Below are 14,701 nucleotides of genomic sequence, written 5' to 3'. Positions count from 1 at the left end.
CAGTTCAGCAGGCTTCTCCATGTCGGTGCCATTACTTGTCGTTGATGTACAGCAGGGCTTTATCAACGAGTTTACCCATCATATTCCTCGGCGCGTGGTTCGCTTAATTCAGCAAGGAGATTATGGGCCAATTTTGTTCACTCGGTTTGTGAATCAAGACGATGGGCCTTATTGTCGGCTGCTAAATTGGCACAATTGCGATCGCGAACCCGAAACCAGCCTGGTTCCAGAACTGGAACCTTATGCCAAGCCAGAATGTGTCTATACAAAACCAGGGCTTTGTGGCTTACCCAATACTTTGATTCAATCCTTAGGTGAGCACCAAATCAAACGGATCAATGTGGTGGGCATCGACACCGATATGTGTGTGTTGAAGATTGCGATGGATTTGTTCGATCGCGGTATTGAACCGATCGTCCTTACCGACTGTTGCGCTAGTACCGCTGGACTACAAGCTCATCTAGCAGGCTTGGCGGTGCTGAGTCGTAATATCGGAGCACAGCGGCTTTGTGATGCGGGTCTGAGCGAGGGCATGTTAGCTGCCCCCTCAGCTTAGAGTGTGGGGTGCTTAGCCACAAACGTCTTACAGAGTTGACGAAAATGATCGCCGCGTTGCTCAAAATTGGCGTATTGATCAAAGCTGGCACAGGCAGGCGAGAGCAGCACTACTTTTGCTTGGTGCTTTTGGGCTAGTTCTGCCCCACTTATCACGGCTCGCTCCATTGTTTCCACAATCTCAAACTGGGTGTAGCCGACTTGCTTGAGGCGCTGAGCAAATGTAGGCGCAGCATTGCCAATTAGCAACACTGCCGTCGCTTTCGCGTGGATTACTTGCAACCAACCTTTGTCGTCACCTTCTTTAGCTTCGCCACCTGCAATCAAAATCGCCGGGCTCTCCACCGAAGCCAATCCGACCTCTGCCGCATCATAGTTGGTGGCTTTACTGTCATTGATGAACTCAATGCCTTGCCAATCGCAGATATGTTCTAAACGGTGAGGAACTCCAGGGAAATTTGCGATCGCCTGAGTAATGGCCTCTTTGCTAATCTTTGCTAGCCGAGCCGCTGCCACCGCTAGCAAGAGATTTTGTTGATTGTGACTTCCAGGCATCCGTAGGGTATTCGCCGGGAGGATCGCTTCTCCTTGAGCAATCACCCAACCATCCTCAATATAGGTGCCTAGAGCTGGATCGCCAATCAAGCCAGCCTTTCCGGTCACACTTGTCCAACCCGCATTGGGCCACTGGCTAGGCCCAATCTGTCTCAGAAAAGGATCGTCTCCGTTAAACACTTGATGCTGAGACTGACGTAGCAAGTGAGCTTTGATGTTGTAGTAGTTTTCCAGAGTCTTGTGACGCGCTAAGTGATCCGGGGTGAAGGTCGTCCAAACGCCAATCCGAGGAGCCACCCCAGGAGAAGACTCGATTTGATAACTGCTCAATTCCGCGATCGCCCAATCAGGCTGCGGATCAGCAAGTGCCACCTCACAGGCCGCATAGCCAATATTGCCAAACGCAGGCGCATCAAACCCAGCCGCTTGAAAAATAGCCGCAATCAGAGCCGTCGTCGTCGTTTTACCATTGGTGCCCGTGACACAAACCCAATGCTGCTTTTGCAAATATCGCCAGGCCAGCTCAATCTCGCCAATGGTGTCAATTCCTAGCTCTCGCGCCCGCACTAATCCAGGCACATCCCAAGGCACCCCAGGACTAACCACCACTAATTCAGGAGCGGCCACCTCCGGATTAAAGCTATCTCCCAACTCGACCGCAATTCCTGCACTCAGAAGCAATTGGCGTTGTTGTTGCAACTCCTCAGAATTGCCGCGATCGCTTACCGTTACTTGCCAACCTTCACGCTGTAGAAGTTTTGCTGAAGCAATCCCTGATTTTCCCAAACCAATCACATAAGCGTTAGGCATATTGGCAGTCGGTAGGCATTCCTAAAAGAGCAACCCTTATGTTACTGCGGAACGGAGTCGCACAGGCAGATTTAGCAGACCGGGAGACATAGGATATGCCGCTCAATCCTCTGGTTCTCTTCCAGGGAAAACTTCCGGAGATGAAGAGTAATATCGGCGCACCTGATACAGGCATAAGCCGAACAGCGCTCCTACCAAAACCGCTTTAGAATCCGTCAACGCGATCGCCGTAGGCACCAACACCCCGCTACTCACGATCAACACCCACAACCGCCACCGCGATCGCCTTCTACCATCCAAGCCAGAACCATCCATAACCCACCCTATGACTCACTTCCAATTACCAAACTCTTTTGGAGGCAAACCCCTTTTGGAGGAGGTCTGGAGGACGCAACCGTCCTTCAGCGGGGGTTTGGGGGCGAGTGCCCCCAAGGCTCGGTTTCCACAGAACTCAGCTAGAGAAAACAAACCAACCTACCCCTTCACAATCGCCCCAAAATCCGCCAACACCCGCGCATGATTTCGCAGCAAACCCAACAGATTCAGCCGATTCCGCTTAATCTCCGGGTCAGAATCCATTACCAAAACGCTCTCCGGACCATCAAAGAAGCTGCTAACCGTTGGCGCAATCTGACTCAACCCAGCCACTAACTTTTGGTAATCTCGCTCCGCCTGAGCCACTTGAGTTTGAGGCACCAACTGCACCAACGCATCATAAAACGCCTGTTCAGAGGGCTGCTTAAACAAATCAGAATTAACCAAAGCTGCTGGGTCTAACGACTTCGTATCCAGATCTCCCTGAGCCGCCAACCGCGAAGCTCGATTCACCGTCTCATAGATTTTCGCTAGCGTGCCATCGTTGCGAAGAGATTGCAGAAAGAGAGCGCGATCGCGAACATCCAGCAAGTCTTTCAACGCTCGCTCTGTATATTCAGGGTCGTTTTCCCCCAACACCGCATTCACCAAGTCGTAATCGATATGGCGGTCTTCTTGCAGCAGCGTCCGAACCCGTTGCAAGAAAAAGTCCTTCAACTGTTGCAACAGTTCCGACACGCTCATTTTCAAAACTGCTGGATGACTGGCCGCAAAGTCAGCCGTCACTTGTTCCAGTAGTTGCAACAAGTTCAGAGGTAAGCTAGCCACCCAAGTAACGTTCACTACCGCATTCGCAGCCCGACGTAGAGCAAAGGGATCAGAGGAACCGCTGGGCATCATGCCCAAACTAAAAATGCCAACCAGGGTATCTAAGCGATCCGCCAAGCCCACCACCTGGCCCGCCAAAGTTTGCGGCAAGCGATCGCCTGCGCCCTTCGGTAAGTAATGCTCCACAATTGCCGTCGCTACGGCTTCGGGTTCACCACTAGCCAGAGCGTACTTTTGGCCCATCACTCCTTGCAGTTCCGGAAACTCACCCACCATCTGCGTCACCAAATCCGCCTTACACAGCAGCGCTGCCCGTTGGATTTGGCTGCGATCGCGCTCTGACACGTGCAATTGCTCAGCAATGCGATCGGCAATTTGACCAATTCGCGTCACTTTATCTCGCACTGACCCTAAGGCTTCTTGAAAAGTCACAGTTTCCAGACGCGGCAGATAACTCTCTAGAGGATTAGCGCGATCGGCATCAAAGAAGAACTTGCCATCGGAAAGCCGCGCTCGAATCACCCGCTGGTTTCCCGCAGCAATGATGTCAGCCTTGGCAGGATCGCCATTAGAAGCAGTAATGAAATAGGGCAGGAGTTCCGTAGAGCCTTCACTTTGAAAAACTGGGAAGTAGCGTTGATGGCTTTCCATTTCGGTGATGCTAACTTCCGAGGGTAGCTCCAGAAACTCCGCATCAAACTGACCGACGACAGCGGAAGGCCATTCCACTAAATTCGTTACTTCTGTCAACAAGCTAGGCGAGATTAAAGCGTAACCTCCAACCTTTTGCGCCGCCGCCTGTACCTGTGATTGAATCGTAGTTCGCCGCTGCTCTGGGTCAGGCTCTACCGAGGCTGCCCGCATGGTTGCTAAATAATCTCCAGGCTGCTGAATGGTGACAGGTTGGGGATGTAACACCCGATGACCGCGCGAAACGCGATCGCTCGTCACCACTTCCGAACCGCTCACGATTTTGAGGGGTAAAACAGTCTCGTCTAGCAAAGTCACGAGCCAACGAATTGGGCGAGGAAACTTCAGGTCGCCATCTCCCCAGCGCATAAATCGCTTCCCTTCCAAGCTGTTGATCCACTGCGGCACCAGCTCTGTGAGCAGCTTAGCCGTGGGGCGGCCAGCAATCACCTTTTGAACAAAAACAAACTCTCCTTTCTCCGTCGCCCGGATTTCTAGCGCCTCCAGAGTCACACCCTGCTTCTGAGCAAATCCTTCTGCGGCTCTGGTAGGCTTCCCATCCTTAAAAGCTGCCTGAACCGGAGGGCCTTTCACCTCTTCTGTTTGGTCCGGTTGTTGAGTGGGCAAACCTTTAATCAGTACAGCTAAGCGCCGGGGGGTGCCATAGACCTCAACCGCTTCAGTCGCTTGATTTTCAGGCAATAAGTAGCGCTCAGTCAGGCTTTGAGGAATCTGCGATCGCCACTGCTCCAAAGCTGAATCCACAAAACTTGCAGGCAGTTCTTCCGTGCCTACTTCTAACAAAAACGTCGCCATAGCGCCCCATCTCAAACGTCAAGCGGCCAAGTACCAGCCAATTTCAACAGTTTACCTTGGGAAGAATCCTGTCGGACGTGTCCCGAACGGATTTGAGGAAATCCCAAATTTGCCGCTATAGCGATCGCTGCCCCTGTCCACATCCTCAACTACATAAAGAAATCTCTTTAAAGTGCATTTAAACATCAACTTTTCATCTATAACAGTGCGGATTAGCTCTTACCATTGCGGAATCTAAAGATAGAGATTTTGTTTCGATTCCTTTGGAGCGATTCATGAAATAGAGCCCCCACGACATGACTACAGCCAGCCCATTTGGTGCAGTTCAACAGCATTACCCACCACCGATATTTCAGTACTGTCGCGTTCTTTACCTCGTGAAAATACGGAGCCTGAAAAAATAGCCTCTAAGATTCCGCAATCCTCACTAGGAAATTTAGTAGTGACTTCTGGCATGTTAATAACAACACCAAACAGCGCGGCAGAATAAAACGTCGGTATCTTCTGACACCTGCTTCATCACCTCCGCCCTACACCTCAAGAGCACAACCCTATGAACATGAGTTTCCCCTTCTGGCAATTCCTCAATCAACCTGTTTTCTCCTCCAGCCATAAAGTGATTTTAAATCCCCAGCGCTTCTGGCATGTGCACAAAGTTGAAGTGTTAGAGCGTTGCTGGTCGAGAGCCTATGAACCCGAAGGACGCCGCTAAAAGGATTTGCTCTGAGGAATTATTCCTTATTTCTGAGCAGCCATAAATTTTTACCTATGATTAAAATCACCGCATCTGCCAGATTTTGATTGTCATCATCCATACACTCCCTAGACGATGGATGCGGTTATAGATAACAACGATGCGAGTTCTGAGTCTTTAATGATCTCAGGGCTCGCATTTTGCTAGGTCGCGATCGCCAAATCTTATAGCCAAATCTCACGATAGATAATAATCTCAAGGCTTGTCCGGAATTAGTACCAGCTGAGCGAAGAAATGATTGGATAGAGGGTCGATGTACTGACACCTGTGACTGATTGAATAAACCTTTTTCAATATCACTTGTTGCCCTACAAATACCTTTTGAAAAAAGTTTAATCAACAGGACCAAGACACGGGGGCTGAGTCCCTTGCTGCATCCTGATCGCTTAGTCAGTTCAGCCCTATCTCTAGTTAAGCAAGGAGATTCGAGACATCGTGGTACTAAAACCTGTGTATTGCTCAGACGCTACTGGAAACATCGCAATTGAGATTTCCCAAGAAGAATTGCGAACCATCCTAGGCCAAATAGAGTCCGAACTCTATCACAGTGAAGTCTATCGCCGAGTGTTGGCTGGCCTACAAACCATGCTGGGCGAAACTGCTGGAGGGGCTCAGACCCTCGTCAAAGCAGTGAGCAGAGAAGCCATTCGCCTCGCATTTCGGCAATTTTTTAAGCAATACCGAGCTATTTCTGCTTCGCTCAAGCAAGAGGCTGGTCAGGATGAAACTGTAGAGGCAGCAGAAGAGCTACCAGCCGCAGTTAGCTCCGCTACTCTTGAAAGCCCCATCGAAACTTCAACCCCAACAACTTCTACCTTCACCGACGAAAACACCACTAACGAGAATATGGTTGTGGTCGTAGAGGATGCTCTCTTGGAATCAACGGCGGTTGAAGGTGTCAAATCAACTCCTGTAGAAGAGCAGCCCTTCCTTTTAGGCATGATGGGCAAGCCAACTAAGAAACTCACAAAGGCAGAGCTAGCCGCGCAGAAGTTTGCTCAAGAAAGAGAGGAAAGCCTGCGTCAAGTTGGTCAGGATATTCGGGCAGCTCGACAGGCGCGATCGCTCTCGTTGCACCAACTCCACAGCCTAACGCTGGTGCCGATTCATCAGCTCCAAGCCCTCGAAGCAGGCCGCATTGAGCAATTGCCAGAAGATGTCTATGTCCGGGGCTTTATCCGGCGCATTGGCAACGCTTTGGGCTTAGATGGTAATAATCTCGTGGCGGGAATCCCAGCGCCCGATCCAGTCAAATCAGTTTTACCATCCTGGTATCATCCAGAAGCCGAGTCCGGTGGATTATGCCTGCGGCCCGTACATTTATATGTTGGTTATGCGGCTCTCATGGCGGGTGCCGTAGGTGGTTTAACCTGGCTATCACATCAACATGCACCCGAAGCTGCTACTGACACCACTCAGGTCTTTCCAGAGCAAGCCTCCATTACTCCTTCGTCACGTCAGCAAACGCCTAAGACGACCCCAGGGCTGAAAGCAAGCAAGATTGGAGCTGTAGCTGGGCCAGATATTGCCCCACCAGAGGCATTTTCTAACTAACAATTCAATCAACATTCACGCAAGGCTATGCAAGGGCGAATTACCGTTCGCCCTGATCCAAACCTCGACTGGTGTCCCAACGGCTAAAGGGGAAGATCCGGTTCTTCAACCATCACCCTTAGCGAAGGGGAGTTGGGGCTGGGTTGCCCACTCAGCACTAGGTTATCTCGATGCACCACAGTCTCGGGCGCGGCATAACCCAAGATACTAGGAATTGCTTCAGAACGGCAGCCTCGGATTCGTTGTAGTTCTATGCTGGTGTAGTTGACTAGGCCTCTGGCGATTTCGCGACCATTGCGATCGCAGAGTTGTACCGCGTCTTGGCTCTGAAACTCCCCTTCCACTTCCACAATTCCAGCTGCGAGTAAAGATTTGCCTGACTGACAAATCACTTTAACAGCACCGTCATCTAGATATAGTTTGCCAGCGGGTAGCAAACCGTGAGCAATCCAACGCTTACGAGCACTGGCCGCTTGGGGCTGAGGCTCAAAGTGAGTCCCAATTGGTTCGCCTTGCACAATTTTGAGTAGATTCTGAGGCGATCGCCCTTCCGTAATCACCGTCCGTACCCCTGCGCCTGTGGCAATGCGGGCCGCTGTAATTTTGGTGACCATGCCGCCCGTGCCCCAACGGGAACCGCGATCGCCAACTTGTACTTGTAGCGATTCCAACTGTTCGATCGATTGCACTAAACTAATCGGTTGGGCGTCTGGATTACTGCGGGGATCAGCCGAGTACAGGCGATCGACATCGGTCAACAAAAACAGCCAATCTGCTTCTACCAAGCTGGCAACCAAAGCAGATAAGGTGTCGTTATCGCCAAACTTTAGCTCGTCTACAGCGACGGTGTCATTTTCATTGACAATCGGGATCACGCCTAACCGCAGCAATTCCTGGAAGGTACCGTAAGCATTCAGGTAGCGACTGCGCTGCACTAAGTCAGTCCGGGTCAGCAGCACTTGAGCGATCGGCTGTTGTAGGGACGTAAAAAAGTCATCATAAACCCGCATCAATCGGCCCTGACCTACAGCCGCTACAGCTTGCTTCAGGGCGATCGTGCGGGGTCGCTCGGTCATGCCTAAGCGGGCACAGCCAACCCCAACGGCTCCCGAAGACACCAAGATTACGGAATGGCCCAGTTGCCTTAATTGGCTTAATGTTTCTACCAAAGCCGCGATCGTGGATAGAGCCAAATACCCAGTACTGGGATTCGTCAAGCTCGAAGTTCCAATCTTGATAACTAGGGTTTGAGGCATGAAAACAGGCTGAATTTCGCGAGTGTCACTAGAGAAAGTGTAAAGCGCCAGACCCTCTATTGATGAGGCTGGCGCTTTACATAAGTATTCACAGCGATTTATGCGTTAGGGTCTTTATCTTCGCTGACCCCAATTGAACTTTATATAGAATGCCAGAAATTTTTAGCAGAGCTCGGATCTCATAATGTTTTCTTTATATTTTTGATTTGTTAGATTTATCAAGCTCTGCGAATACTTATTAAGCCTATTGCTTGGAGGTTAAAGAAGCACCCAAAGCTTGTGAGAACCAAACTTCAAACGTACGGACAGGATGGCGACGAGCGACTTGAGTAGGGTCTACCATTGGTTCTACCAAAATGGTAAACATACCAAACCGATTCCCTGCCAAAACATCCGTGAAGAGGCGATCGCCCACCATTGCTACTTTTTCCACGGGCAGATCCATCGCAGTCACAGCTTGTCTTAATTTGCGGCGAGAGGGTTTGCCTGCTCCAAATAGGTAAGGTAAATTCAAAGATTGAGCAATGCCACGAATGCGACTCTCACTCAAGTTATTACTCACCAACCAGATCGTCGCAACTTGTTTAATGTCTTCTACCCAATACAGCAATTCCGTTGAGGCTTGCGTCGTTCTAAAAGGTACTAGGGTTTCATCCACATCTAAAATCAACCCCTTCAAGTCATACTGCTGCACAATCTCTGGTGTCAGCGTTAGGATCGAGCCTTCCAAATTCAAATCAGGCTGTAATAGGGAACCCCAAGACATAAATCAAAACAGGATAGCGCTAACAAAGAGAGAAATTAACAAGGGAAAGTCGGCTGATAAAACCAGACCAGCAACTCACTCGGTCAAACCTTTATCAACCACAGGTCAGAGGTTACTCACGTTTCTGAGGAGTTTTTGAGGCATTCTCTGTTTCAGCATTACGTACAGCCGCCCGCCCGTCCTGAATTTGAGCTTGGGCAGCTTCATGCTCTGCTAAGGTACGGCTGAACACATGCGTGCCATCATAGCGAGCGACAAAATAGAGGTACTCCGTTTTTTCAGGCTTCAGAGCTGCCTCTAGACTCGCTAAGCCAGGACTGCCGATGGGTGTAGGGGGTAGACCTGCATTGAGATAGGTATTGTAAGGCGAGGCTGTATTGACTTGAGCCAGAGTCAAAGGTTGGTCAGGCGTTTGTTGAATTCCCAAGCCATATTCCACGGTTGGATCAGCGCCTAGGGGAATGCCTTGTTGCAGCCGCTGAGTAAACACCCCAGAAATTCGGGGTCGTTCGGCAGAAATTACTGCTTCCCGCTCCACAATACTGGCTAAGGTCACCCACTCCAGCAAACTCAGTTTGGTTTGTTGCTGATTCTGTTGATAGAGCGGTAAGGCAACTTGCTCGAAGCGGTTGAGCATTTGCTCTAACACTGCTTGAGGCGTAATTTGGCCGTCTGACAACTGATAAGTATCGGGGTACAAAAAGCCTTCCAAGTGGGGTAGCCCTGGCGGCAACCAAGCATATTGATTTTGGGGAATTTGGCTGGCAGCGGTGAGAAATTCTTGAGCTTTGAAAAAGCCCTGCGACTCAAAATAAGCCGCCATTTGTTGCAGGGACCAGCCCTCCGGAATGGTAAAGCTAGCCTGTACTACCTCTCCAGCCCAAATTTTGTCGGCGATCGCAGGCAAAGGTTGTGCGGGTGACAACTCATAAGTTCCAGCTTGAAAGCCACCCTGACGATTCTGCAAAGATAGCCAGCGGGTCCAGAGATCCCAAGCCGTGGCCGAACGAATTAATCCCGCCCCCTCCAAATCGCGACCAATTTGCTGGGCAGGCGTACCAGGAGGAATTTGAATCCGTACTGCTTTACTAGTAGCCGCCGCTGGTGCTGAGTTTGAGGTTGACGAAGTTACTGTCAAGGGAGGGGCACTTGCCCAACTCCACCAAGCCCAACCTTGCCAGGCCGATAGGCCTAGAACTGCGGGTAGGAGTAATAAGTAGAACGACCACTTGGAAATACGTTGAACAGCTTTCATGGTTTAGTTGAGTGAATCACGTTTCCCGGCAGGTGCGTGCAAGGCTCAACTCAGCCTTATTCCATTTCATCAAAGAGTTGATCTTCAATCATCGGCAGCATCGGTTCAATCTTGCTCAGTTCTTCGGGTGAGAGCAATTTAGGCTGACCATCGGCATCTAGCCTAGCCAAAATGAAAAATGGATCTAGGGGCGCATAAATGGCATATTCTTGCTCTTCGTCGTAGAAGCTGGCGAGCAATTGCAACTCCTCATGCTCTTCCGAATCACCATCGTTAGCGACTTCTAAGTCTTCCTCGCTAACTTCTGGCAGATCACCCTCCACTGTAAGAGTGACCGCAGTCCGTTTAAGTTCCAAATTTTGCTCTTGCAGAACGGCACGGGCGATCGGAAAAATCCGTTCAATTTCTGCTTCGTCCTCGACGGGAATGGCTTCTTCCTCATCTCCTTCTTCTTGCCAAGCAAAGATTTCGACGGGAGAGTCAACCGGGAGCAGGAATACGTAGTCTTGGCCCTCGATATCAATGGAATGTTCGATATAGCAGCTCACCGATCGCCCTGTATCATCGGTTAGTACTACCGTTGGGGCATCAAAATCTTCTTCGTGCATGCCTGCGCCTTCTCGATCCATATTTGACTCAGTCATCGGATTTCTCCTGCATTATTCAAGCGCTTTCCTCTGAAAAGTATCTCCTACATAGACACTTTGCAGCCTGGTTGACTGCATCTGACTCAGGCAATCTTTTGAGTTCAACCTGACCAGTGAATGGGTCAATCGGTTGAATTGGCAAAATATCGCAACGTAGAAGCGGCGAAGCCAGCATACTACATCAGTGCAGAGTTTGGGGTTGTCATGGCAGAATCCTGCATTTTTTGAGAGCGGCGCTGATCTAACCATTGTTGCAGAATTAGGGCCGCAGCCTTGCGATCGATTAACGCCTTATTCCGTGATGGGGAAATATTTTCAGCTTGAAGTAACTGCTCAGCTTGGAACGAAGTAAGTCGTTCATCCATATATTCCACGGGCAGTTGCAGGGCTGCTGTTAGCCGTTTGGCGAATTTTTGTACCTGCTTAGCTTGAAAACCCAAGCTCCCATCCATGGAATAAGGCAAACCGACTACCAAAACTTGCACCTGACGCTGCTGAATCAAGTCTCTAAGTTGGTCTACTACCTGGACAAAGGATTTGTACTCAATCGTCGTTAGCCCAGTCGCAATCAGCCCAGTGCCATCACAACCTGCCACGCCAATGCGCTTTCTGCCGACATCTAAACCTAGAGCTGAAATCCTCGCCATGCTGGGTTAATTCCTATGGCAGCCGTAGCAGTGAGGCTGAGTGAACTGCATCAACTCAGCCAGCTTAACACCAGGAATCATTTTGATGTCCCTGGGGAAAATGAATTTCTGGCACAGGGTTGAGCTTTAGCTCTTTCTTGCTGGTGAAGATGCGGCGCTTACCCCAAAAGTTACGACCGATCGAAAAGCCTAACTTGCGGGCAGGTGCTTCCGAAACAGTTGGAGATGGAGGTGCGACGGCAGATGACTCTGGTGTGGAAAGCGATCCCGCTGCTGTTTCAGCGTCGGAAGCCTCGCTATAAGCTAAAGGAGCTTCGGTTGAATCAGGAGTTTTGTCGCCTTGCCATAGGTTGGGGAGAGACATCCGACCAGGCACAGGCTTACGCGCAGGTTGGAAGCCTTGCAAAACATCGGATAGCTGCAAGCCTTCTAGTGAGACGGGCTTGGCTTCTCTCAATTTGTGCCAGACCGATCGCGACATCATTAGCGTATGCTCGGTGCGGGTTGCACCAATGCGCTCTAAATATTCTTCTCGCTCTGGTTGATAGTCTGCCGAAGACAAAAGCAGCGCCTGCGCCGGAAAATCTTGGGCAATCCGGGCCATCTGAGATAGTAGTTCTGGGTATAGCCAAGTGTAGGCAGGATGAACAGTCAACTGAGCGACATGGTTTTGGGAACTATCGCGACAGAGTTGAATCTGGAAGTAACCAATCGCAGCTTTGCGTTGAGGTTCAAACACATAGCCACTAACCACTTCAGTCTGATTAACCCACTGCTTCACACCTTCTAGTAGTGCCCCAAACAAGCTGGTTTTGAAGTCGTGTAGGTGGCGATCGAACACCTGTCGTACCAAAGGTGGCATCGCTGCCGTATCGAGCTGATACAACAACTGCGCATCGGCATTACTCACAGGCAGCAAGTTAGGCAAATCCGGTTCGCGCTCGGCTAGTTCTTGCAGCAACTCTGGCGCGATCGCCCAGTGAGTTAGTTGGGCTAAAGGTTGAAATCCATTTTGACGATAGAGCGCTAAAGCGGTTTTGTTATTGACGTTGACTTCCAACAGCCAAGTTCGCGCTTCCCAAATCGCCTCAAAACAAGACCGCAGCAGTTGAGAGCCTGTCCCTTGAGTCTGAGATTCTGTCTCCACCACCCCCACTCGCTCTACCCGCCAAGTGCTGCGAGTGCGATTAAACGGGGACACTTGAATTGCGCCCCGCACTTGATGATCTTGCTCTGCGACATAGGCGCAAAAGCGGTACTGGAACGGATTAGGAAACAAGCTGAGAAACTTGAACAGCCCATACCAGCGCCGTACCTGCTGTAAGCGTCGCTGCACGGCATCTAAGTTGCTGTGATTGTCTGCGATCGCAGCCTCCACAAACAACGGCTCAACAATGTCCAGGTCTTGGTGCTGGACTGGACGAATCACAGAGTTGGAGTTTTGGGAGACTGAAGTCATGACAGGTAAGGCTACAGTTAAGCCTAGGGTAACAGTTAAGGCCCGAAGTCTTCATCTACCCCTGTAGAGCTTTTTTATCAACCCAAACTCACGGCTCCAAGTCGTCGAGGCAACCAGACTGAACGCATAAAAGCAGTCAAAAAACCATCAATTTACTCAGCTAACTGCTGGCTTGACGCTCCCATTGGCATCAGTGGGTCGAATCAAAACGATTGGCGTTTGTTCGTCAGAATTTCCGGCAGGATTACTGATTAATGCCTGCTCTAAAAAGGTTTGAGTTAGGCCAGGGGATGCTGCCAATATCTTAACTGCTTTTAAATCGTTCACGTCTACGATCGCGGCTAGTAAACCCGTTTCTCGATAGATCTGATCCACCACTTGCTGCGGGTTTTCTGGCCCCATGACAATAAATTGGTCGTAAGGCGGCAGAGTACCCGTTACATCGTCGATCAGGCGAGCTTGTTCCCCAGCCAACTGGTAAAACATCCCCGGTTTACCAAAGATCTTGGCGATCGCGCCCACCACGAATGCAAAGACCACTCGCCCAGGCCCCACAATATCCACCAAGGCTTGCAACCCACAAGCAGTCGCCAAGCTGGAAGTCGGCAAGAAGAAGTAACACAATCGCTTCGCAACCCAGCCAGGCTTAACTTGGGTGGGGTGTCGAAACCGCCCTTGCATAATCGCTACCGGGCTTTCTCCCAGGGTGACCACATCTCCGGGTTGCGAGTAAGGCGCAACATAACGCTTGATCACCTCAACCGGATCATCTAAGTGAGTCAAAAGATGTGTGCGGATGGGCAACACATCGGCATTAGTGGCAGGCCGCCAGCGCGAAGGAGCGGTTTCAGGGGTCGGGAATTGCAAAGGCACAATCACATGCCGCACCTTGGGAATGCGTCCCTCCGGACCATAGGTGACATAGCGAATTTGAATCCAGGCGACCTGAAGCGGTGTTAGGTCTTCACCTTGCATCTCTACCACAACTTGCAAGCGTGTGGACTTACCAATTTTAACGATGTAGCCAAACCAGTAGTCATCAGGTCTAGCTGGGGTATCTGCATGATTAGGAATCACTCTGGTGGTGTGGGTTACACCCTCCAAGCTCGCCTTGGACAGCAGTTTTACCTGAGCCTGAACTTCTGGCACCATAATTTCTAGGCTGCGAGTCCGGTTGCACAGCTCTAGCTCACCGACCAAGACATACCGTTGCGGTTCGTACACCTCCAGTTGCCAGTTACCTGAGGTCAACTCCAGGTCGTTTCCCGGACGGCGACGATATTGACTCTCTAGCGCTAAGCCCCCTAGCCCGACGAGTAGCGCCGCTGCTCCCAAACCAATTCCGATACTCCCCACAGTCGCCCAACCCTCGATCAATTAACTAAAGCAATTACCTAGTGCAAATTGGTTGCAATCAAACCACTTTAAGGCAGTGTGATATCTAACCAAGTCCAGGTACTCGAAACAATGCGTCTTTAAGTCTATAGAAGAAACGGGTGCTTGGCAGCGAGGAAAATCATAGTTTTTGTCAAGTTTCCCTCTGGACTCAAGCGTCCAGCTAATAGCCTTATTATTCAAGCCAGTGCCAGATGTTCCGAAACGAACAGCTTTTTTCTCGCTTCAGGTTTACAAAACTTATTATGATAAGTAAATCAAGTTTGAGCGGCTGGAGATTGCTATAGCTGTCAGGGCTTGGAGTTGATCCAAATCTGTCAATATAGCTGCTCAGCTCGATCGAACCTGGCTGAACTGAGTCGGTAGATTTTTCTTAAACGTTTGTAAACTTTTAGGATG

Annotated in this window: 14 protein-coding genes; 3 read left to right on the top strand and 11 right to left on the bottom strand. The window is 50.3% G+C overall.

Annotated elements, in window-relative coordinates:
• Positions 1–19: 19 nt before the first annotated feature.
• Positions 20–556: a cysteine hydrolase family protein gene (locus tag H6F72_RS01965; protein ID WP_190431345.1), complete on the top strand. Its 537-nt coding sequence runs from the start codon at positions 20–22 to the stop codon at positions 554–556.
• Here H6F72_RS01965 and murD read toward each other — a convergent pair.
• The 4 genes from murD to H6F72_RS01945 all read right to left on the bottom strand — a co-directional run bounded on the left by murD (position 553) and on the right by H6F72_RS01945 (position 5,025).
• Positions 553–1,920 carry a UDP-N-acetylmuramoyl-L-alanine--D-glutamate ligase gene (murD, locus tag H6F72_RS01960; protein WP_190431344.1) on the bottom strand — a complete coding sequence of 456 codons (1,368 nt, stop codon included), beginning with the start codon at positions 1,918–1,920 and terminating at the stop codon, positions 553–555. The genes H6F72_RS01965 and murD overlap by 4 nt on opposite strands.
• A gap of 102 nt (positions 1,921–2,022) precedes the next feature.
• A complete protein-coding gene (locus tag H6F72_RS01955) occupies positions 2,023–2,235 on the bottom strand; it encodes a hypothetical protein (RefSeq protein ID WP_190431343.1) in 213 nt (70 codons plus the stop codon).
• Between the two features lie 159 nt (positions 2,236–2,394).
• The gene (gene glyS / locus H6F72_RS01950) at positions 2,395–4,569 is read right to left on the bottom strand and encodes a glycine--tRNA ligase subunit beta (RefSeq protein WP_190431342.1); all 2,175 of its coding nucleotides are present in this window, start codon (positions 4,567–4,569) and stop codon (positions 2,395–2,397) included.
• A 300-nt stretch (positions 4,570–4,869) separates the two neighbouring features.
• Entirely contained in the window at positions 4,870–5,025 is a 156-nt protein-coding gene (locus H6F72_RS01945; RefSeq protein ID WP_190431341.1) for a hypothetical protein, read from the bottom strand.
• A gap of 97 nt (positions 5,026–5,122) precedes the next feature.
• On the opposite strand from H6F72_RS01945, the gene H6F72_RS01940 reads away from it, so the two are divergent.
• Both H6F72_RS01940 and H6F72_RS31005 read left to right on the top strand, forming a co-directional pair.
• Positions 5,123–5,281, top strand: coding sequence for a hypothetical protein (locus H6F72_RS01940; protein ID WP_190431340.1), 159 nt, complete (start codon positions 5,123–5,125; stop codon positions 5,279–5,281).
• Between the two features lie 477 nt (positions 5,282–5,758).
• Positions 5,759–6,877, top strand: coding sequence for a helix-turn-helix domain-containing protein (locus H6F72_RS31005; protein ID WP_190431339.1), 1,119 nt, complete (start codon positions 5,759–5,761; stop codon positions 6,875–6,877).
• Between the two features lie 83 nt (positions 6,878–6,960).
• On the opposite strand, the gene proB is transcribed toward H6F72_RS31005, so the two are convergent.
• The 7 genes from proB to H6F72_RS01900 all read right to left on the bottom strand — a co-directional run bounded on the left by proB (position 6,961) and on the right by H6F72_RS01900 (position 14,263).
• The gene (gene proB / locus H6F72_RS01930; protein ID WP_190431338.1) at positions 6,961–8,133 is read right to left on the bottom strand and encodes a glutamate 5-kinase; all 1,173 of its coding nucleotides are present in this window, start codon (positions 8,131–8,133) and stop codon (positions 6,961–6,963) included.
• 244 nt (positions 8,134–8,377) lie between these two features.
• On the bottom strand, positions 8,378–8,899 hold the full coding sequence (locus H6F72_RS01925; protein WP_190431337.1) for a YqeG family HAD IIIA-type phosphatase: 522 nt from the start codon (positions 8,897–8,899) through the stop codon (positions 8,378–8,380).
• A gap of 112 nt (positions 8,900–9,011) precedes the next feature.
• The gene (mltG, locus tag H6F72_RS01920) at positions 9,012–10,154 is read right to left on the bottom strand and encodes an endolytic transglycosylase MltG (RefSeq protein ID WP_190431336.1); all 1,143 of its coding nucleotides are present in this window, start codon (positions 10,152–10,154) and stop codon (positions 9,012–9,014) included.
• Positions 10,155–10,210: 56 nt separating this feature from the next.
• Positions 10,211–10,798: a DUF3727 domain-containing protein gene (locus tag H6F72_RS01915; RefSeq protein ID WP_242016730.1), complete on the bottom strand. Its 588-nt coding sequence runs from the start codon at positions 10,796–10,798 to the stop codon at positions 10,211–10,213.
• Between the two features lie 179 nt (positions 10,799–10,977).
• On the bottom strand, positions 10,978–11,448 hold the full coding sequence (gene ruvX, locus H6F72_RS01910; protein ID WP_190431335.1) for a Holliday junction resolvase RuvX: 471 nt from the start codon (positions 11,446–11,448) through the stop codon (positions 10,978–10,980).
• A gap of 64 nt (positions 11,449–11,512) precedes the next feature.
• The gene (locus H6F72_RS01905) at positions 11,513–12,907 is read right to left on the bottom strand and encodes a GNAT family N-acetyltransferase (RefSeq protein ID WP_190431334.1); all 1,395 of its coding nucleotides are present in this window, start codon (positions 12,905–12,907) and stop codon (positions 11,513–11,515) included.
• Between the two features lie 156 nt (positions 12,908–13,063).
• Positions 13,064–14,263, bottom strand: a complete 1,200-nt coding sequence (locus tag H6F72_RS01900) for a F420-0:Gamma-glutamyl ligase (protein WP_190431333.1) — start codon at positions 14,261–14,263, stop codon at positions 13,064–13,066.
• Between the last annotated feature and the right edge of the window lie 438 nt (positions 14,264–14,701).

Origin of the sequence: Trichocoleus sp. FACHB-46, assembly GCF_014695385.1 — a bacterium.
Lineage (GTDB): Bacteria > Cyanobacteriota > Cyanobacteriia > FACHB-46 > FACHB-46 > Trichocoleus.
This window is presented reverse-complemented; position numbering and strand designations above follow the sequence as displayed.